The organism is Bradyrhizobium manausense, from assembly GCF_018131105.1.
GTDB classification, from domain to species: Bacteria; Pseudomonadota; Alphaproteobacteria; order Rhizobiales; family Xanthobacteraceae; genus Bradyrhizobium; species Bradyrhizobium manausense_B.
Map to the genome: position 1 here is coordinate 148,626 of NZ_JAFCJI010000003.1, position 20,072 is coordinate 168,697.

Sequence of the window (20,072 nt, forward strand, 5' to 3'; positions counted from 1 at the left end):
TTTAGCAGCAGAGGCGGCTCCGTGCTAATACGGCCCGGCCATTCGGTTAACGATGGTAAAGAGATTTGGCACTTCAGCCTTCAGAGTGCCGAATTTTCTGCTAGAAGCCCTTGCCCCCGCAAAATTCCTGTCCTATTTCAGCCTCGCCTGTGCTAGCACTCGCGGGCACAGATTGCTAACGACCAAAAATCCTCAACTCGTGCAAAAGCTTAGGAGAGCTGCATGAAATTCCGTCCGCTTCACGACCGCGTCGTGGTCAAGCGTATCGACGCAGAAGAGAAGACCGCCGGCGGCATCATCATCCCCGACACTGCCAAGGAAAAGCCCTCCCAGGGTGAAGTCGTCGCCGTTGGCCCGGGTGGCCGCGACGAGGCCGGCAAGCTGATCCCGATCGACCTGAAGGTCGGCGACCGCGTGCTGTTCGGCAAGTGGTCCGGCACCGAAGTGAAGATCGACAGCGTCGATCTGCTGATCATGAAGGAAAGCGACATCATGGGCGTCCTCGACGTCCCCGCTTCCAAGAAGAAGGCGGCCTAACAGCCCCTCTCTCCCTCCAGTCATACATCTCAAGGAAAATTCCAGATGGCAGCCAAAGAAGTCAAATTCTCGGTTGAAGCGCGCGACAAGATGCTGCGCGGCGTCGACATTCTCGCCAACGCGGTGAAGGTCACGCTCGGTCCGAAGGGCCGCAACGTCGTGCTCGACAAGTCGTTCGGCGCTCCCCGCATCACCAAGGACGGCGTCACCGTCGCCAAGGAGATCGAGCTCGACGACAAGTTCGAGAACATGGGCGCGCAGATGGTGCGCGAAGTCGCCTCCAAGTCCGCTGACGCGGCCGGCGACGGCACCACCACCGCCACCGTGCTCGCCCAGGCGATCGTGCGTGAAGGCGCCAAGTCGGTTGCCGCCGGCATGAACCCGATGGACCTCAAGCGCGGTATCGACCTCGCGGTCGAAGCCGTCGTCGCGGACCTCGTCAAGAACTCCAAGAAGGTCACCTCGAACGACGAGATCGCCCAGGTCGGCACCATCTCGGCGAACGGCGACCAGGAGATCGGCAAGTTCCTCTCCGACGCCATGAAGAAGGTCGGCAACGAGGGTGTCATCACCGTCGAGGAAGCCAAGTCGCTCGAGACCGAACTCGACGTCGTCGAGGGCATGCAGTTCGACCGCGGCTACATCTCGCCCTACTTCGTCACCAACGCCGACAAGATGCGCGTTGAGATGGACGACGCCTACATCCTCATCAACGAGAAGAAGCTCTCCTCGCTGAACGAGCTGCTCCCGCTGCTCGAGGCCGTGGTGCAGACCGGCAAGCCGCTGGTCATCGTCGCCGAGGACGTCGAGGGTGAAGCCCTCGCGACCCTGGTCGTGAACCGCCTCCGCGGCGGCCTCAAGGTCGCGGCCGTCAAGGCTCCGGGCTTCGGCGATCGCCGCAAGGCCATGCTGCAGGACATCGCGATCCTGACCGGCGGCCAGGCGATCTCGGAAGATCTCGGCATCAAGCTCGAGAACGTCACGCTCAACATGCTCGGTCGCGCCAAGAAGGTGATGATCGACAAGGAGAACACCACGATCGTCAACGGTGCCGGCAAGAAGGCCGACATCGAGGCGCGCGTGGCCCAGATCAAGGCGCAGATCGAGGAAACCACCTCGGACTACGACCGTGAGAAGCTCCAGGAGCGTCTCGCCAAGCTCGCTGGCGGCGTCGCGGTGATCCGCGTCGGCGGCGCGACCGAGGTCGAGGTGAAGGAGCGCAAGGATCGCGTTGATGACGCGATGCATGCGACCCGCGCGGCTGTCGAGGAAGGCATCGTCCCGGGCGGCGGCGTCGCCCTGCTCCGTGCTTCCGAGCAGCTCAAGGGCCTGCGCACCAAGAACGACGACCAGAAGACCGGCGTCGAGATCGTTCGCAAGGCCCTGTCGGCTCCCGCTCGCCAGATCGCGATCAACGCCGGTGAAGACGGTTCGGTGATCGTCGGCAAGATCCTGGAGAACAAGACCTACGCTTACGGCTTCGACTCCCAGAGCGGCGAGTACGTCAACCTCGTCACCAAGGGCATCATCGACCCGACCAAGGTGGTCCGCACCGCGATCCAGAACGCAGCTTCGGTTGCGGCTCTCTTGATCACCACGGAAGCCATGGTCGCCGAGCTGCCCAAGAAGGGCGGCGCAGGTCCCGCGATGCCCCCGGGCGGCGGCATGGGCGGCATGGACTTCTAAGGTTCAGCCACCTCAAGGACTACGAAACCCCGGCAGCGATGCCGGGGTTTTTGTTTGCGGGGCGGGCCCAGCTCTCTCCCCTCGTCATTCCGGGGCGCGCAAAGCGCGAGCCCGGAATGACGGTGGCTATCTCACCTTCCCCAGCCGCTCCGGACGCAGCTCGCCTCGGGAATCCAGCGACCAGAAGATCCGCGTCACCTTGCCGATGAGATTGTCCATCGGGATGAAGCCCATAGACGATTTGAAGCGGCTGTCGGCGGAGTTGTCTCTGTTGTCGCCGAGCCCGAAGAAATGGCCAGGAGGCACGGTGAAGACCTCGGTGTTGTCGGCGAAGCCGTTGTCGACGCAGTCGTAGGTGATATAGCTCGCGCCGTTCGGCATGGTCTCGCGCCAGCGCTTGACCCGTGTACCGGCCTCGCCGCCGCAGGCAGAGCCGGCAGCTGCGTCCTTCAGCGCGACGCGCGCGACGGGCTTGTCGTTCAGGACAAGCTGACCCTGCCGCATCTGGATGCGATCACCGGGCAACCCGACCACGCGCTTGACATAGTCGACCGTGGTGTCCCTTGGCGTCGTGAACACGACGACGTCGCCATAGGCGGGATCAGCAGCGCGAAAGCGGCCGGAGATGAATGACGGCGCGAAGGGAAACGAATAGCGGCCGTAGCCATAGGCATATTTGGCGGCGAAGATGTAGTCACCGACGATCAACGTCGGCATCATCGAGCCGGAGGGGATGTTGAACGGCTGATACAGGAAGACGCGGAACAGGAGGGGTGGCGACCACAGCACGGGCACAAGCAGGATCAGGATAACGATCGCTTTCCATTCGCCGGACTTGGCCCGCGGCCGGATCGTGTCCTCAACAATGGTCATCGCCTGTCCGATATAGACCGTGGTCGCAGCAAGATCGCGCAACCTTCGCGCGTAGGCAATCCTCCAAATTCGTCGCGCAGCACCTCAATCACGTTCATGAGGCCATGAGCCCGGAATCATGTCACGCGCGCGACATCTCCTGAAAACACCCCCGCACCCAGTCGATCGTCACCCGCGTTGCGGCGTCGCGCTTGAGGTGGTTTTGCACGAGCAGCCAGGCATCGCGCCGCTTCGGCAGCAGCGTGGCGCGCAGGCGGCGATCGCCGAGCAGATCCGCGCAGCTGTGCTCCGGCAACACGCCTGAAGCCTGATGGGCGCGGATCAAATTGCGGATGACGCGGACGTTGTCTGTGATGCAGCGCGCACGCGCTTTTCTGGCGCGCAGGAATTGCATCTCGGGAATGGTCCCGAGCTCATCCGGATAGGCGCACAGCATCGGCTCGCCCTCGGTTGCGACGGGCTCGAAATAATAGAGCTTGATGTCGCCGAGCTTGGAGATCGCAAAATCGCCCTTGTCCGGCTTGCGCAGACGGATGGCGAGATCGGCCTCCCAGCGCGAGAACTTGACGTTTTCGCTCGATGTCAGAAATTGCAGTGTCAGCCCGGGATTGATGCGCAGGAAGTCGCTCGCGCGCGGCGACAGCACTTCCTCGGCAACCGTGTTGGTGGTGGCGATGCGCAGGCGTCCCACCGGACCGGCCAGGCTTTCGCCGACGCGGCCGATCTCGGCGGCATGTGCCGCCATCGCCTCGACATGCGCCAGCACCGCCTCGCATTGTCGCGTTGGCTTGCGGACACCATCGGCGGCCTCGAACAGGCGCAGACCGAGCGCGCGCTCGATGCGCGACAGCCTGCGCCCGACCGTGGTCTCGTCGATGCGCAGCCGCACGCTGGCGCCCGCATAGGTGCCCTCGTCCCTGACGGCGGCGATGATGCGGAGATCATCCCAGTTCATGGGGTGAGGCTACATCGGCCGTGAGCAGCCTGCAATATCGCAGCCACCCGCTGCAATATCCCTGCATATCGGCAGGCGGTCGCGGCGCTATGCTGGCCCGGCCTTTCTTCCCCGGAGATTGCCAAACCATGACGACCGCAAAGACCCTGCTCCAGCTCGCCGGCGCTGACCTCAACCCGCCGCGCCTCGGCGAGGCCGCACTGGTGCTGATCGACATCCAGAACGAATATCTCGCGGGCCCCCTCGCCTTGCCCGACGCCAAGCCCGCGATTGTCCGGGCTGCTGCCCTGCTGGCAAGGGCGCGCGAGGCAAACGCGGCGATCATCCATATTGCCCATCGCGGCAAGGCGGGCAGCCTGTTCGATCGCGGCGCCGACCGTGGCGCCATCGTCGCCGAGCTCACGCCCCGCGCCGGTGAACTCGTGATCGAGAAGGAACTGCCCAATGCGTTTGCCGGCACCGATCTCAAAGTTCGTCTCGACGCGACCGACCGGAAGAACATCGTGCTGGCCGGCTTCATGACGCATATGTGCGTCAGCTCCACGGCGCGCGCCGCGCTGAACCTCGGCTTCCGCACGACTGTCGATGCCGACGCCTGCGCCACCCGCGACCTGCCCGACGGCCGCGGTGGTACGATGGACGCACGGACCATCCACGAGGTTGCACTGGCCGAGCTGTCCGACCGCTTCGCGATCATCGCGCGCGGCGACGCGCTGAGATAGCGGAGCAAAGCGATGCTGCAGCTCTATTTCTCGCCGATGGCCTGCTCGCTTGCGAGTCGCATCGCGCTGATGGAAGCCGGTCTGGAGGCGCGCTATCATCTGGTGCACCTCTGGACCAAGCAGGTCGTGGACGACGACAGCGATTTTCGCGGTATCTCGCCGAAGGGCGCAGTGCCGGTCCTGGTGCTGGAGAACGGCGAGCGGCTGACCGAGAGCGCGGCGGTACTGCAATACATCGCCGACATGAAACCTGAGCGTGGCCTTGCGCCGCGCCCCGGCGATCCGGATCGCTATCGCCTGCAGGAATGGCTGAGCTTCATCGGCGCCGAGATCCACAAGGCGTTCCTGTTTCCGACCTTTTGGTACAAGGACGACGCCTCGCTCGCCAAGCCGCGTGCACGAATTGCGCAGACGTTGTCCGTACCGTCAGCCCACCTCGCAGACCGCGAATTCCTCGTCGGCAACTGCTTCACCGTCGCCGACGCGCACCTCGCCTGGGCCCTGCTGCTGCTTCGTCCCGCGGGTGTCGACATCGGGCAATGGCCGCAGCTCACGGCCTATCTTGAACGGATGCAGGCGCGGCCCACGGTGCGGGAGGCGATTGCGACCGAAATGGCGCTGCGCAAGACCATGCCGGCAAATGTGGCGTGACGTTAGGCCGCGCGATCATCGCACGGCCTGGCGTGCGACGCCCGCTCACACGCCCGTCTGACTGATGAATTTTGTGTTGAAGTAGCCCTCCATCGCCTCGGTGCCGCCTTCCGAGCCGTAGCCGGAATCCTTGATGCCGCCGAACGGCACTTCGGGCAGCGCGAGACCAAAGCTGTTGATCGACATCATGCCGGCCTCGACCGCCGCGCCGATCGCAGCCGCCGTCTTGGCCGAGCTGGTGAAGGCGTAGGAGGCAAGGCCAAAGGGCAGCCGGTTGGCTTCCTCGACGACGTCGTCGAACGACGAGAAGCGCGAGATCAGAGCGAGCGGGCCAAACGGCTCCTCGTTCATGGCGCGCGCATCCTTCGGCACGTCGCTCACCACGGTCGGCTCGAAGAAGTGCCCCTTGTTACCGACACGGTGGCCGCCTGTCTCGAGCTTCGCACCCTTGCCGACGGCATCCTGCACCATGCCCTCGATCGCGGTGACACGCCGCGGGTTGGCGAGCGAGCCCATTTTGGACTCGGGATCGAGGCCATTGCCGACCTTGAACGTCTTGGCGCTGTCGACGAATTTATCGACGAATTCGCGGAACACGTCGTCCTGCACCAGCATCCGGGTCGGCGAGATGCAAACCTGGCCGGCGTTGCGATATTTTGCGGCAGCGAGGATCTTCGCGGCCGAAGCCACGTCGGCATCCCCAAAGATGATCGCCGGCGCATGGCCGCCGAGTTCCATAGTGGCGCGCTTCATGTGCAGGCCCGCGAGTGCATTCAGCTGCTTGCCGACATGGGTCGAGCCCGTGAACGAAATCTTGCGGATCACCGGATGCGGGATCAGATATTCGGATATCTCTGACGGCACACCGTAAACCAGGTTGATGACGCCATCGGGCACGCCCGCATCCGCAAAGGCCCGGATCAACTGCGCGGGCGAGGCCGGCGTCTCCTCCGGCGCCTTGACGATGATCGAGCAGCCGGCGCCGAGCGCGGCGGACAATTTGCGCACGACCTGATTGATCGGGAAATTCCAGGGCGTGAACGCGGCGACCGGGCCGACCGGCTCCTTCATCGCGATCTGGTAGATGCCGGGACCGCGCGCAGGGATCAGCCGGCCATAGGCGCGCTTGGCTTCCTCCGCGAACCACTCGATCACGTCTGCCGCCGCCATCGCCTCCATCTTCGCTTCGCCAAGCGTCTTGCCCTGCTCCATCGTCAGCAGGGGCGCAATCTCGTCATTGCGCTCACGCATGATCGCGGCGGCCTTGCGCATGATCCGGCAGCGCTCGAACGGCGCGACGTTGCGCCAAATCTTGAAGCCGGCGCTCGCTGCAGCCAGCGCTTCGTCGAGATCCGACCTGCCCGCGTGGGCGACGGTGCCAATCACCTCCTCGGTCGCGGGATTACGGACGTCGATGACTTCGCCCGAATGGGCCGGTCGCCACTTGCCGCCGATGAAGAGCTGGGTATTCGAATAAGTCAACGGAGTCTCCCTTTACGTCGAGCTGCGACAGATGGCGTCTGCAGCCCTGGTCATTTCAGGTCCGAGATAGGCGCGGAAGCGGGGCTCGGCAGTGAGGCTGCCGAAGTCCGCCATCCGCGTCACGCCACCGCCCGCCACGAATAAGAATTGCCCTGCGATCTCGGCGAGGATGTCGAGGTGCCAACTCGCTGTCGGATGCATGCAGAGGATAACCAGCCTGCCCTCGTCGCGCAGCTTGCGGAAGAAATCGAGCATGAAGCCGATATAGCCGTCCTGCAGATTGAACTGTGGTTCGTCGAACAGATGCACCAAAGGTGTTCTGGTCGGCGACGGCGCCAGCAAGGCTGACGGAACGCGCTTGCGGAAGCGGCGGACCTGATAGGACTGGTGATAGTGGATCGCGAGCCGGTCGCGCTCGCGATATTTGACCTCATGAATGTCCATGCCGGCGACAAGCACCCGCCCCGAGGTCGGCGCGTTGGAGCCGGTCATCATCTCGAACAGCGTTGTCTTGCCGGCGCCGTTCGGCCCGACGACGCCGACGATGCCGGGCTCGTCCAGCGACAGATTTGCCTGGAGCGTAAAGGTCGGACGGCGGACGATGCGGCCCCGCGTATAGACCTTGCAGATATCGTCGAGAACGAGCAGCGGTGCGCCCACTTAGTGTACTCCCAGCAAACGCTGACGAAGGTCGCGATCGGCGCGCAATGTAGCGGCGTCCCCTGCCCACACGATCCGGCCGCGATCGATCACCGCGGCATGGTCAGCGACCGACAGCGCGATCTCGGCATTCTGCTCCACGACCAGCGAGGCGATACCCTCGTCCTTCATGCGCAGGATCGTAGCGAGCACGTCGCCGACGATCTTTGGCGCAAGCCCCTGGCTCGGCTCGTCGAACAGCACCAGTCCCGGCGAGCCGACCAACGCGCGCGCGATCGCAACCATCTGCATCTCCCCGCCCGACAGGTTTTCGCAGTCGCGCTCCATCAGATATTCGAGCGGCGAGAAGATTGCAGCGGCCTCCTTGACGGACCAGTTGCGAAATCGCGTCCGCTTCTGCGCGATCGACAGATTGCGTGCGACCGACAAGGTCGGGCACAGCCGCCTATCGTCGGGCACCCAGCCGATGCCGGCGCGCGCGATCTCGTGGGTCGGGTTGCGCGTCACGTCATGCCCGTCAAAACGAACGGCACCGCGGCGCGGACGCGTCAGCCCGAGGATCGATCGCAGCATCGTGGTCTTGCCGGCGCCATTGGGCCCGAGCAGCGCAAACACCTTGGCGTGCTCGATGGCGAGCGAGGCGCCGAACAGCGCCTGGGTTTCGCCGTAGAAGGTGTCCACCCCGTCCACTTCGAGAATCATGCGAATTTCCCGAGATTCGAGCGGCGCACCCATTCGTTCTGCTGGAGCTCATGCGGCGTGCCGCGGGCCACCACCTGACCCCAATGGATGACCGAGATGCGGTCCGCCAGTGAAAACAGGAATTCCATATCGTGCTCGATGGCGACGATGGTCAGCTTGCCCTTCAAGCGCGCGACCAGCGTGGCGAGGCGCTGCACGCCGTCGGAGCCGAGGCCGGACGTCGGCTCGTCCAGGCACAACACGCGCGGCGCCTGCGCCAGCGCGACCGCGATCTCCAGCGCGCGGCGGTCGCCATAGGAGAGATCCTTGGCGCGGACATCGCCCTTGTCGGCAAGCCCGACCGCGGCAAGCGCTTCGGAGGCGTGCTCGGCGAACCTGCCGTCCCCGGCTGCGGCACGGGCGATATCGAGGCCGCGGGCGCGAAACTCGGGCAAACCCATCATGACATTGTCGCGCGCGGAGAACTCGTCGAACAGCGTCATGATCTGGAACGAGCGGGCAATGCCCTTGGCCGCGATGCGATGGGCGCTCAAGCCCGTGATATCCTCGCCGCCGAGCCGTATTTTGCCGCGGCTTGGTTTCACCCTGCCGGTGAGGACATTGAAGAAAGTGGTCTTGCCGGCGCCATTCGGACCCATCACGCCGTGAAACTCGCCATCGGCCACCGCGAGATCGACGCTCTCCAGCACGACGCGATCGCCGAAGCGGACATGGACGCCTGCGGCCTCCAACATGCTCATTGCCCGCCTCCGACCAACAGACGCATCGCGGACGTACCGCGCCGCCGCAGCGCGTGGAGCGAATGCTGCTGCACAACGGCCGAGAGCGCGCCAGCGATGCCTTCCGGGCGAAACAGCACGATCGCAATGAAGAGCAGGCCGAAATACAGCATCCAGGCATTGGTCAGCGCGCCGATCACGTCGCGCGCGGTGAGGAAGAGAAACACACCGATCACCGGGCCCCAGAAGCTGACCAGGCCGCCGCCGACCAGCGTCATCATCACGACATAGCCGGATTGATGCAGGCTCATCACGTCGGGGAATGCAGCGAGTTGCGCCATCGCGAACAGTCCGCCGGCAAAGCCGGACACGGCGGCCGACAATGCGAACACCGATGCCTTGTAGAGCCACACGTTGTATCCGAGATGGGCGGCGCGAACCTCGCTCTGCCTGATCGCAGCAACCACGCGGCCATAGGGCGAGTGCACCAGCCGCCACAAGACGGCGGTTCCGACCGCGAAGACCGCGAGCACGAAATAGTAGAACGCGAAATTGTCGGTGAGATCGAACGACACCAGCCCGAAATCGGCCGGCAGCCGCTTGATCTTGAGAAGCCCGTCTTCGCCACCGGTGATCCGATGCGACTTGATCGCCAGCGTCCAGAAGATCTGGCCGAAGGCGATCGTCATGAAAGCATAGTAGATGCCGCGCCGGTGGGAGATGAACAGCGCCACCAGCGCGCCGGCCAGCGCCGCGACCACGGCCGCTGCGAACAGGCAGATCCAGAGATTGGCGACGATGTCGAACTGGCAGAGCCCGAACGCATAGGCGCCGATGCCGAAATAGGCGCCGTGTCCGAATGACGGGAGTCCGGCCGTACCCAGCACCAGATTGAACGCGAGCGCATAGAGCGACCAGATCAGGATCTCGATCCCCAGATAAGGATAGAGCCCGATCCGCGTGATCCAGAGCGGCACCGTTGCAAGCACGAGCCAGAGCACCAGCATCGTCGGCGTAACGAGGCGCGCGGCGTCGGATGACAATTTTGATCCCACAATCATTCCCTAGGCCTCGAGCACGCTTTTCTTACCCCACAGGCCACGCGCACGGAACGTCACGACGGCAACCAGCAGGATGTACATCGACAACAGCGACCATTCGGACGCGTAGGCGCCGGCAAGACCGACACACAGTCCGACCAGAAGACCCGCCACGACCGCGCCCCAAAAGCTGCCGACGCCGCCTAACACGATCACGAGGAACGCAGGGATAACGGCATCGACACCCATATGCGGGCGAATGCCCCAGATCGGCGCGACGATGATGCCGGCGATCGCGGCCAGTATCGTGCCGAACACGAAGACCAGCAGCCGCAATCGCGACAAGTTGATGCCGAGTGCGCGGACGATCTCGCTGTCATGGGCACCGGCCTTGACCGTCGCGCCGAACGAGGTTTTTTCGATCAGCAACCAGACCAGGCCAATGATCCCGGCCGCGATACCCGCCGCATAGAAGCGATATGTCGACCAGATCAGATCGCCGAACAGAAAACCGCCATTGATGGCGGACGGTACCTGCAGCACGTAGTCGCGGGTGCCCCAGACCAGGCGGATCAGTTCCTCGATCACCATCGCGGCGCCGAAGGTCAGAAGAAGTCCGTACAGCGGATCCTTGCCGTAGGTACGCCGCATGCAGAGCTCGATCAGCATGCCGACCAGGCTCACGATCATTGGCGCGATGATTAGCGTCGCGGCATAACGCCAGCCAAGCGGCAGCGCGAGCCAGACCTTGGCGAGATCAGCCGGCAATGGCGGGCGCGGTCCGGTCAGTTGCATGGCGACATAGGCCCCGAGTGCGAACAGGGAGCCATGCGCAAGATTGATCTGCTCCATCAGCCCGACAATGAGCATGAATCCGAGTGCGATGAGCGCGAACAGCAGGCCGAGCGTCAGGCCGTTCAGGAGATGCGGAAGAAGGTCGAACAAGATCCTGGTCTCACAGCTGGTATTGGCTCACGCCCGGGACGGCGATGGCCGAGGGGGCGCAGCGCACGAGATTGCGCGCCGCGCGTTCTGCGGTGTGACGTACCGTCTCTAGGAGTCGACGGTCGGCACCTGCTCGTAGGGCGTGAGCTTGCACTTGCCGGGTGCGGCGTCATCAGCGGCTGATTTCGGCTCCGTCCAGCTGATGATCTCGAACAGATCAGTATTGTCGGCCGGCTTGGCGTTGCGCCGCGCCAGATAGATCGTCTGCTGCATCTGGTGCGTCATCGGGTCCATATAGGCATCGAAATGCTGCATGCGATCGGTCGCCGAGACCTTCAGGTTCTCGAGCTCCTTGATGATCTTGACGTTGTTGGTCGACCCTGCCCGCTCGATCGCTCGGAGCAGTTCGCGCGTCGACATGTAGCCATTGTAGGAGACGTTGCCCGGCACCGGGATCGGGCCATCCTTGTTCGCGGCCTGCCACTTCTTCACGAACTCGGCGACCCCAGGCAATTGCAGCTTGTGATACCAGGTCGTGCCGAACACGCCGAACAGGCTGTCGGGCGAGCCCCAGACGTCGGGCCAGTCCTGCTGGTTGTTGATCCAGGCGGGCCTTCCGTCGAGCTTGAGCTGCGCCACCTGCTCGCGCAGCGCCTTGATGTCGTCGCCACCGATCGCAGTCGCCACCACATCGGGTTTGGCCTGCTGGATCTTGAGGAGATAGGCGGTGAAGTCGCGCGTATTCTGCGGCACCAGCAGATTATCGACGATCTTGCCACCGGCAGCCTCGACCTGCGCCTTGGTCGCGGCAGAGGTCGTGTGGCCCCAGACGTAATCGTTGGTCAGCAGCATCCAGTTCTTGCCGATGGAATCGACCGAGTTCTTGACCGACGCCTTGGAGAAATTGGTGCCGTTGCCGTCCCACACGAATTTCACGCGTGAGCAATTTTCCCCGGCTTCGCTCGGCGCGGAGGAATTGGTGTTCATGTAGATCACGCCGTATTTGCTGGCGACCTGCGTGATCGCATTGGCGACGCCGGAATGCAGCGCGCCGATCAGGATGGTGCAGTCCTCGCGGGTGATGAAGCGTTCTGCGACGCGGCTGCCGGTGGCCGGCGTCGTCTCGGTATCCGCGGTGATGAAAATGACCTGGCGCCCGAGCACTCCGCCTTTGGCGTTGACTTCGTCGATGGCCATCCTGATGCCGCGGAAATCATCCTGGCCGCTGTTGCCTTATTGACCGCTGGCATCGCAGGTCAAGCCGAGCTTGATCGGCTTTGCTCCCTGCGCCCACGCATGATTCTCTTTCCACGGCCCAAAGAAACTGGCGGTGCCGCCGATGACGCTAGCCATCAAGCTGCCCTTCAGAACGCTTCGCCGTGAGATCTGACGCCCTCTCATCGTTTCCTCCCGTTTTCGAAGTCTTTTGCTTTTTTGTGCAGTTAGAATATTCGTTCCATTTATTATGTAAAGTGGAATATTTGATCCAAACGGTGAAATGCCGTTAAAGAGGCGACCGATCCGGAGACCCGACTCGATGAACAAGGCACAGGGCGCGATGAGCTACGACGAGTTGCGCGGCACCATTGCGCAGCGGCACCGCGCGCTATCCGGCCGGCTGCAGCAGATCGCGGAGTTCGTGCTCGATCACCCGACCGATGTCGCGCTTGGCACGGTGGCGGAAGTGGCGCAGCGCTCAGGCGTGCCGCCGTCAGCGATCGTCCGCTTCGCCCATGCGCTTGGCTTCGGCGGCTTCACCGAGATGCAGCAAGTGTTCCGCTCCCGCCTCGTCGCCGGCGTTCCGCCGAGCTACAAGGCGCGGCTCGCCCGCATGAAGAACGAGGAGAAATCGGTGCTCGGCCGCCAGCCGACTGCGGTGCTGTCGCGCTTCGTCTCGGAGGCGCAATCATCTCTCGTCGCGCTGAGCCAGTCCGTTCATGCGCGTGAGCTCAATGCCGCGACCGCGATCCTTGCGAAGGCGCGCGACATCTATCTGCTCGGCCTCGGCGGCTCGTTTCCGGTTGCGACCCACCTCGCCTACGTGCTGCGCAAGCTCGGACGGCGCGTGGTCCTGCTCGACGGCACGGGCGGCAGCATCCACGAGCAGTCGCACGCCGCAACCATGGAGGATGCGCTGGTGGCGATCAGCTTCCGCAATTACTATCCGGATACGGCGCGGCTGTTCCCCGAACTCGTCGCACGCGGCGTGCCCACGATCTCCATCACCGACAGCCTGTTGAGCCCGATCGCTGAAGGCGCGAGCGTCGTGTTCGAGATCCAGGACATGCCGGAGCCGGCGTTGCGCACGCTGGTCGCACCGATGTGCCTGGTGCAGGCGATGGCAATCGGGCTCGATCTCGCCGCGGACTGATATTTCAAAACAGGAGAAGATCATGACATCGCATGACACCACCAAGATTCTGGCCGGCAAGGTTGCGCTGGTTACAGGCGCGGGGCGCGGGCTCGGCCGGGCGTTTGCGGAGAAGCTTGCCGCGCTCGGCGCTGACGTCGCCATCCACGGCATGCGCGAGAACGGGCCGGCGGAGTATGGCGAAGGCACCACGCTGACCGCAGTGGCCGCAGAGATCGGCCGGCAATTCGGTGTCCGCAGCCAGCGCGTGCTCGGCGATCTCACCAGGGGCGAGGACATCGCGCGTGTGATTGCCGAAACGGAAGCGGCGCTCGGCGGAATCGACATTCTCGTGCACAATGCCGGCGGCGATATTGCAGCCGCCGGCGGCAAGCCCGATCCGAACGACGCGGTAAACATCAAGGAAGCCGACGTGCGCGCGGTGCTGGAGCGCAATCTGCTCTCGACCATCCTGACCTGCCAGGCCGTCGCCAAGGGCATGATGGCGCGGCGCAGCGGCCGCATCGTCACGCTCGGCTCGGTCGCCGCCTTCAAGGGGCGCACCCAGGGTTCGATCTATGCGGTGTCGAAGGCCGGCGTCACACACTACACGCGCTGCCTGGCCGACCAGCTCCGTGAATACGATATCGCCGTCAATTGCATCGCGCCTGGCGATACCCGCACCGGCCGCTTCCTCGGCACGCGTGTGGTGGATCAGGCCCGGATGGTCGAAAGCGGCACGCTCGACCGCATCGCGACCGTCGACGAGGTCGCGCGCGTCGTGGAGTTCTTCGCAGGTCCCATGGGCGCCTTCGTCTCCGGCCAGGTGCTGCGGATCGACGGCGGCGGACAGTGCTGGCCGGGCTGAAGGGCAATCGCAAAACGGAAAAAGAAAAGGGCCGCTCGAAGCGGCCCTTTTGTATTGTCCGGAATTGGCTGCGTTCAGTCGACCCGCGCCAGTACCGCGAGCTTGCGGATGCCCTTGTTGCGATAAGCGTCGAGGAACGCGTAATAGTCCTTGAACGACACGCAGCCGTTGGAATCGCCGTTCGGCCCGAGCATGAAGGTGTGCGCGAGCAGGCCGTCGCGGCCGTAGATCGCGTTCTCTCCGCCGATCGGCGTCAGGCGCAGCGCGGGCACGCCGTGAAACAGCGCTTCGCGCGGCTTCAGATTGTAGATGTGCGGCGGGGTCACACCGCGCATCCGAACGCGCTGCGAGCGCGGATCGTCGAGATTGGAGCCGAGGCCGGAATGCGCCTCGAGCTTGGTGCCATCGGGCAGATAGACCGTCTTGGCGGTGATGTCGTAGACCGCGGTGTCGCGCTCATAGGGCGGCGCGCCGCCGAACATCGGGTTCTGCTCCTTCGGCGCGATCGCAGAAGTCACGCTGGCATCGGCCGAAGCATAGGCGAGCAAGCCGCCAGACGGCTCACGCTTGCCCCAGAGTTTTTCCACCATCGACTGGCGCGGACCGGTGATCGACATCACCGCGGCCTTGGCGCGATCGGCAAAGGACTTGGGCTTGGCTTCATGCGCCGGCACGATCTGGGCCGGATCGGCAGATGCGAGTTGCACCGGAGCTTCCGCGCGCTTGGTCTTCGCAGCGTCCGCGATCTTCTCGACGGCCTTGACCGGGCTCTTCAGCACTTCCGCGACCTTGGCAACGACGGTCGGCTTCGGCGCTTCCTTGACTTCGGCGACCCTGGTCGCAGGCTCGGCGGCTGCCGCATTCGACTCGACGCCCTGCGTCGCTGCCGCGGCAAAGCGCTCGTTGAACATCTCGCGTGAAATCGGTGCAGCCACCTGAAGCCGGTCGGGCAGCAGCGCAAAGGTTTCCCGGATGGCCGCACCCGCCTCGCGCAGCGCGACCTTGGGCGCGCGCTTGACCACGGGCTCGTCGTAGCCGGAGCCGCCGACGGTCGGATAGACGCTGGCGGCGAAGATGTTGTTGTAGACGGTCCAGCCGGCAAGCAGGACGCAGCCGGCCACGGCCGCGCCGAGCACGTTTTGGGTGGTCATTTTCCGGGAAGACTTCCGAGAATTTCTTGGCTTCCGTGCCGCGTAACTCTGCGCAGCGATACTCGTACTCATTCGCCTTGCGTCCAGGACGGTGTCACTCAGTCCCCCTTCGAAGTGCCGCTGGTCACGTTCCGGAACCAGCATCTCGCAGAGGGTCGGAGCGTCATTAAGGCGACTTTTAGTTAAATGCGGATTAAGTTCGGGCGGTTGTAGGGCAGGTCGTTAACGCTGTGCCATTTTGAGAAAAAAGCCCGCAGAACTACGGACTTAGACGACACTGTTAACCATAATTCTCGGCCGGTTCGGCACGCTCGGCGGACGTCTCCGGCCGCCCTTCTAAACGCACCAACCAAGTCGTTTTCGTGGTCATCAATACCCCGGACAATAACGGTGAAACGTCGCGCGAGGCTGATACGTCCGGGCTCCGCGTTCGCGTCCCAGCGAGCAGCGCTTGCGCGCACTCCGCTGCCAATGGGGAGAGATCCAGGTCGCCCTGACTGAAAGTTGATCGCGCCTGTCTGGAAATGACCGCGGTGCGAAAATAGCTACGCCCTCGGCACTTTTCAGCAGCCTCTACGCGTGATACGGTACCGTATCAACATCGCCTTGAACTGTGCCGAGCACGCAAAACGGAGGCTGGCATGAGTAGGTTTTCGCGCGTCGGGTATTGTGCCCTGACGTGGTCATTTGTGTTGATCGGGTCTGCGACAGCGCAGCCAGCCGCGAGCGCGGGCTGCACCGCATCGCCATCCGCCGCCGGTACGCAAACCTGGCGCTGCGACAACGGCATCACGATCGTTGCAGAAAACGGCGCCAGATTTGAACTGAAAGACGCCAACCGCGACGGACATATAGACTCCGTGGAGTTGAGCAGCAAAGCGCTGCTGGTCGAGGTGCCCAAGAAGCCCGGCGGCAATCCCTTCAAGGTGCTGACACCACAGGCGATCGCCGCGGTGCGCGGCACCAAATGGGCAGTCGATGTCGGCGAGGCGAAGACGTCCGTGTTCGTCGCCAACGGCCGCGTCGGGGTGACCCGCAGGGCGGCACGCGGGCGCGGCGTGGTGCTCGGACCCGGCGAAGGTGTCGATGTGGAAGGGAACGGTCCGCTGACCGTCAAGACATGGGGCCAGCCCCGCGTCGACGCGCTAATGGCAAGGCTTGGCCAGTAAGACTTGCCGATACGACTTGGCGAGTAAATTAGGTCGTCACGATCTGCCGAGGCAGGCCCCGACACCAAAAAGAAGATTGCGTACGACGGAATGAAAAGACGCGTTCAAATTCTGGTGGCACTTGCCCTCACCGCGCTGTGGGGCGCGGGCATCTATGCGGGCCACGCCAGCGGGCATCTGCGCTTTCTCGATCGCCTCGAGGCCACGCTGACGGATTGGCGAACGGAGGTCCGCGGTGTGCAGCGTCCTCCCGATCTCGTCACCATCGTTGCGATCGACGATACCGTGGTGAAGCGCGGCGGTACCTATCCGCTGCCGCGGGCCGATCTTGCGCGCGTCATCGACACCATCGTGCAGTTCAAGCCGAAGGTCGTTGCGATCGACCTGCTGCTGGTCGACCGCAGCGCCGCGATCGGCGACGCCACGCTGGCGCACACGCTCGCCACCGGTCCCATGGTGCTCGCGGCCGCGGCGATCTTCCCGAGCGCGAGCGAGACCGTGACGCCCAACAGTGTCGGGCCGCTCGCCGCCCTGCCCCAGGCCGAGCGCTTCCTGCTGCCATTGCCTGCTTTCGCCGATCACGCCGACGTCGGAATCGTCAACGTCGCGACCGGGCAATCCGGCTCGCCGCTCTCGGTGCCGATGCTGTTCCGGACAGACGACAAGATTGAATTGTCGTTTTGCCTCCGGGTCGCAAGCCGCGCACTCGACAAGCCGCTGACGATCGCACCCGATCATCTCATGCTCGGGGATCGCGCGGTGCCGACCGACACCGATTTTTCGCTGCCCATCACCTATTACGGCCCGCGCCGCACCATCCGCACCGTGAGCGCGCAGAGCATTTTCGACGGCACGCTCGACCGCAAGGCGATCGAGAACCGGATCGTGGTGATCGGCGCTGCCGTGGCCGGCGGCGGCGACTTCTACCCGACACCGTTCGATTCCCTGATGCCGGGCGTCGAGGTGGTCTCGACCGCGATCACACATCTCCTCGCCGGTGACAGCATCGTGCGCGACCGCAAGGTTCATATCGCCGACGGGCTGGTCGCGATCCTGCTGCCCATGCTGCTGGTCGGCCTGCTTGCCTGGCGGCGGAGCGCACTTGGCTTCGTTGCGGCCGCCACCGCGATGGTCGCCTGGGCCGGAGTCAACCTGTTGGCATTCACGCACGGCGTCTGGCTCGATGCCGCGACCACGCTCGCGGCTGCGGTGCCGCCGGTTGCGGTCTTCATCGGCGTGCAGATTTGGGCGGGAAGCCGCCGCACGCAATATCTTGCCGCCAAGAGCCGGTCGCTGGCGCAATTGCAGGCGCCGGCGGTGCAGGATTGGCTGGCGCGCGATCCGAACTTTTTGGCCAAGCCGGTCCGGCAAGATGCGGCGATCGTCTTCATCGATCTCTCGGATTTCACGGGACTGAGCCAGCAGCTCGATCCGGACGAACTCCAGGACATTCTAAGGGCATTCCACGCGCTGATCGACAGGACCGCGATCGATTGCGGCGGCATGATCACGAGCTTCCTCGGCGACGGCGCCATGATCCTGTTCGGCCTGCCGAGCGCGATGCCTGACGACGCGGCACGTGCGCTAAAATGTGCGATCGACCTGCATCGCGGTGTCGAGCGCTGGATCGCGTCACTGCGGCCTGCGATCGGCGGCCGGCTCGGCTTCAAGATCGGCGCGCATTTCGGTCCGATCGTCGCCTCCCGCCTCGGTGAGAGTCATCAGCACATCACGGCCAACGGCGATACCGTCAATCTCGCGAGCCGATTGATGGAGGTCGCAGCGCAGAACAATGCACGGCTCGCACTGACGGACACGCTGCTCGACGCCGCAGACTTCCACGGCGCGCCCGATGGCGTGCTGACAGGCCCTCTCCTCACCCCGGTTCGCGGCCGCTCCGGCGTCGTGACCGTCTGGTTCTGGCGCGATCAGGACAGGCCGGGCCAGGACGCAATCAAGGCCGAGATGATCGACTGAGGACGCTCAAGCGCCTTGCACCTCAGCACGCCACCGAGCAGATCGCGCGACATCAGCTCGCCAAGCCGCGGCCCGGTTCAGGGCTGGAGTTCAGGCGGCGGCGAGCGGTCCAGCACATCGCCCTTGGCGCCCTCAAGCAGATCGATGTCGTAGGTCTCAACCACGAGCGGCCCGCGCTTGCGCTGCAATTCGCCGACGCGCGTCACCTGCGCGAAGAGATTGTTCAGGAATGGATGCCCGTTTCCACGCAGCTCGTCGACATAGAGCAGCTTGCCGGCGAGCAGTTTCGGATCGGGCTCGGGCATGTTGACCCAGCGGATGCGCTGGTTCTGCTGCACCACGCAGGTGCCGCGCGGCAGATAGAAGGCGAGCCAGCCCGTGGTGCCGTAGTCGGGCGTGAGCACACAGGTCGCACCGTTGCGCACGCGTGCCGCTTCGATGCCGGCGGCGAGCTCGCGCCAGCCGACGCCGACGCTGCGCACGGTCGCATCGCGGCGATAGCCTGATAGCCAGCCCGTGTTGGCCTGCAGGATCAGCGCGGCAAACATCGCGATGCCGGTCGGCGCGGCCCAGCGCAGACAAAAATCCACCAGTCGACGCGCACGCGGCTTCCACTGCACGAGGTTGGCCGCGGCCGCGGCGGCGACGACGAAGGGTGGATAAACCGGCGCGAACCAGTTGGCCTCGACGCGGGCGTGTAGCGAATGCCAGATGAAATAGGCGACGATCGTCCAGAACATCGTCTCGATCAGCACGCGCGAGGCCATCGTGCCCGCCCTGCGCCAGGTCAGCGCGTGCAGGCCCATCGCACCGAGAATGAAGACCAGCGGCGTTGCGAACGCGATCTGGGTCGGGACCAGCTCGGCGATGAAGGCCGGGCGAAAGTCCTCGATCCTGGCGCGGCCGAGCTGCTTTGCGAACGAGACCCAGTGATGATCGGCATTCCAGAGGATCACCGGCGAGAACAGCGCCAGCGCGACGAGACCGCCGAGATAGGGCCAGGGCGAGAGGAACCAGCGCCGCAGCTTCGGCACTGCCGCGAGCCAGATCAGGATCGCGGCGCCAAAGAACATCGCGGTGTACTTTGACAGCAGCGCCGCGCCGACGGCGGCGCCGACCGCAAGCCACCAGGCGCCGCGGCCGGTCTCCAGCACCTTTGCGAGGAAGAACAGCACGAAGCTGGAGGCGACCAGCAGCGGCGCATCCGGCGTCACGATCAGCGTGCCGACCGAGACCATCATGGTCACGTTGAGCAGAATCGCACTCGTCGCGGCGACCCGCGCACCGCCAAACAGGATCGCGGCGGAGCGATAGATCGCATAGCTCATCGGCAGCGCGAGCAGGATCGAGACCAGGCGGACGCCGAGCTCGGTATCCCCGGCGATCATCGTGCCGGCGCGGATCACATAGGCGACCATCGGCGGGTGGTCGTAATAGCCGCCCGCCAGATTCTTCGACCACATCCAGTAATAGGCTTCGTCGAAGGTGATCGGCGTGAAGGCGGCCGCGACCAGCCGCAACACGATCAGCGCAAGGATCACCAGCGCCGTATTGCGGACGATCCGCGCGTCAGCTCCGCCCATAC

The 20,072-nt window shown here is 64.3% G+C and carries 18 protein-coding genes and 1 pseudogene; 8 read left to right on the top strand and 11 right to left on the bottom strand.

Going from position 1 to position 20,072, the window contains the following annotated elements; genetic code table 11:
• The first annotated feature begins 222 nt into the window (after positions 1 to 222).
• Positions 223 to 537, top strand: coding sequence for a co-chaperone GroES (locus JQ631_RS27400; protein WP_011088371.1), 315 nt, complete (start codon positions 223 to 225; stop codon positions 535 to 537).
• 45 nt (positions 538 to 582) lie between these two features.
• Entirely contained in the window at positions 583 to 2,223 is a 1,641-nt protein-coding gene (gene groL, locus JQ631_RS27405) for a chaperonin GroEL (RefSeq protein ID WP_212332027.1), read from the top strand.
• Positions 2,224 to 2,349: 126 nt separating this feature from the next.
• Here groL and lepB read toward each other — a convergent pair whose 3' ends face one another.
• Together lepB and JQ631_RS27415 are read right to left on the bottom strand one after the other, a co-directional pair.
• Positions 2,350 to 3,096, bottom strand: a complete 747-nt coding sequence (gene lepB, locus JQ631_RS27410) for a signal peptidase I (RefSeq protein ID WP_212332416.1) — start codon at positions 3,094 to 3,096, stop codon at positions 2,350 to 2,352.
• Between the two features lie 121 nt (positions 3,097 to 3,217).
• Positions 3,218 to 4,051, bottom strand: coding sequence for a LysR family transcriptional regulator (locus tag JQ631_RS27415; protein WP_212332030.1), 834 nt, complete (start codon positions 4,049 to 4,051; stop codon positions 3,218 to 3,220).
• Between the two features lie 128 nt (positions 4,052 to 4,179).
• Here JQ631_RS27415 and JQ631_RS27420 point away from each other — a divergent pair, with 128 nt between their 5' ends.
• Both JQ631_RS27420 and JQ631_RS27425 read left to right on the top strand, forming a co-directional pair.
• Positions 4,180 to 4,773: a cysteine hydrolase family protein gene (locus JQ631_RS27420; protein ID WP_212332033.1), complete on the top strand. Its 594-nt coding sequence runs from the start codon at positions 4,180 to 4,182 to the stop codon at positions 4,771 to 4,773.
• Between the two features lie 12 nt (positions 4,774 to 4,785).
• The gene (locus JQ631_RS27425; RefSeq protein WP_212332035.1) at positions 4,786 to 5,424 is read left to right on the top strand and encodes a glutathione binding-like protein; all 639 of its coding nucleotides are present in this window, start codon (positions 4,786 to 4,788) and stop codon (positions 5,422 to 5,424) included.
• 45 nt (positions 5,425 to 5,469) lie between these two features.
• Here JQ631_RS27425 and JQ631_RS27430 read toward each other — a convergent pair whose 3' ends face one another.
• From JQ631_RS27430 to JQ631_RS27460, 7 genes and pseudogenes are all read right to left on the bottom strand, one after another.
• The gene (locus JQ631_RS27430) at positions 5,470 to 6,906 is read right to left on the bottom strand and encodes an NAD-dependent succinate-semialdehyde dehydrogenase (RefSeq protein WP_212332038.1); all 1,437 of its coding nucleotides are present in this window, start codon (positions 6,904 to 6,906) and stop codon (positions 5,470 to 5,472) included.
• Between the two features lie 12 nt (positions 6,907 to 6,918).
• Complete coding sequence (locus tag JQ631_RS27435) at positions 6,919 to 7,566, bottom strand: ATP-binding cassette domain-containing protein (protein ID WP_212332041.1); 648 nt, start codon at positions 7,564 to 7,566, stop codon at positions 6,919 to 6,921.
• Positions 7,567 to 8,268: an ABC transporter ATP-binding protein gene (locus JQ631_RS27440; RefSeq protein WP_212332044.1), complete on the bottom strand. Its 702-nt coding sequence runs from the start codon at positions 8,266 to 8,268 to the stop codon at positions 7,567 to 7,569.
• Entirely contained in the window at positions 8,265 to 9,008 is a 744-nt protein-coding gene (locus tag JQ631_RS27445; protein ID WP_212332047.1) for an ABC transporter ATP-binding protein, read from the bottom strand. Before JQ631_RS27445 ends, JQ631_RS27440 begins: the two co-directional genes overlap by 4 nt.
• The gene (locus JQ631_RS27450; protein WP_212332050.1) at positions 9,005 to 10,048 is read right to left on the bottom strand and encodes a branched-chain amino acid ABC transporter permease; all 1,044 of its coding nucleotides are present in this window, start codon (positions 10,046 to 10,048) and stop codon (positions 9,005 to 9,007) included. Before JQ631_RS27450 ends, JQ631_RS27445 begins: the two co-directional genes overlap by 4 nt.
• Positions 10,049 to 10,051: 3 nt before the next feature.
• On the bottom strand, positions 10,052 to 10,972 hold the full coding sequence (locus JQ631_RS27455) for a branched-chain amino acid ABC transporter permease (protein WP_212332053.1): 921 nt from the start codon (positions 10,970 to 10,972) through the stop codon (positions 10,052 to 10,054).
• 108 nt (positions 10,973 to 11,080) lie between these two features.
• Positions 11,081 to 12,190, bottom strand: a pseudogene (locus tag JQ631_RS27460) (ABC transporter substrate-binding protein); the annotation flags it as partial.
• A 319-nt stretch (positions 12,191 to 12,509) separates the two neighbouring features.
• Here JQ631_RS27460 and JQ631_RS27465 point away from each other — a divergent pair.
• Together JQ631_RS27465 and JQ631_RS27470 are read left to right on the top strand one after the other, a co-directional pair.
• Positions 12,510 to 13,343, top strand: coding sequence for a MurR/RpiR family transcriptional regulator (locus tag JQ631_RS27465; RefSeq protein WP_212332056.1), 834 nt, complete (start codon positions 12,510 to 12,512; stop codon positions 13,341 to 13,343).
• Positions 13,344 to 13,365: 22 nt separating this feature from the next.
• Complete coding sequence (locus JQ631_RS27470) at positions 13,366 to 14,190, top strand: SDR family NAD(P)-dependent oxidoreductase (protein WP_212332059.1); 825 nt, start codon at positions 13,366 to 13,368, stop codon at positions 14,188 to 14,190.
• A gap of 74 nt (positions 14,191 to 14,264) precedes the next feature.
• On the opposite strand, the gene JQ631_RS27475 is transcribed toward JQ631_RS27470, so the two are convergent.
• A complete protein-coding gene (locus JQ631_RS27475) occupies positions 14,265 to 15,341 on the bottom strand; it encodes a DUF2778 domain-containing protein (RefSeq protein WP_212332062.1) in 1,077 nt (358 codons plus the stop codon).
• A 641-nt stretch (positions 15,342 to 15,982) separates the two neighbouring features.
• Between JQ631_RS27475 and JQ631_RS27480 the strand changes: the two genes are divergently transcribed.
• Positions 15,983 to 16,510: a FecR domain-containing protein gene (locus JQ631_RS27480; RefSeq protein WP_212332065.1), complete on the top strand. Its 528-nt coding sequence runs from the start codon at positions 15,983 to 15,985 to the stop codon at positions 16,508 to 16,510.
• Positions 16,511 to 16,600: 90 nt separating this feature from the next.
• Complete coding sequence (locus JQ631_RS27485; RefSeq protein ID WP_212332068.1) at positions 16,601 to 18,487, top strand: CHASE2 domain-containing protein; 1,887 nt, start codon at positions 16,601 to 16,603, stop codon at positions 18,485 to 18,487.
• Between the two features lie 77 nt (positions 18,488 to 18,564).
• On the opposite strand, the gene JQ631_RS27490 is transcribed toward JQ631_RS27485, so the two are convergent.
• Complete coding sequence (locus JQ631_RS27490) at positions 18,565 to 20,070, bottom strand: glycosyltransferase family 39 protein (RefSeq protein WP_212332071.1); 1,506 nt, start codon at positions 20,068 to 20,070, stop codon at positions 18,565 to 18,567.
• Positions 20,071 to 20,072: the final 2 nt, after the last annotated feature.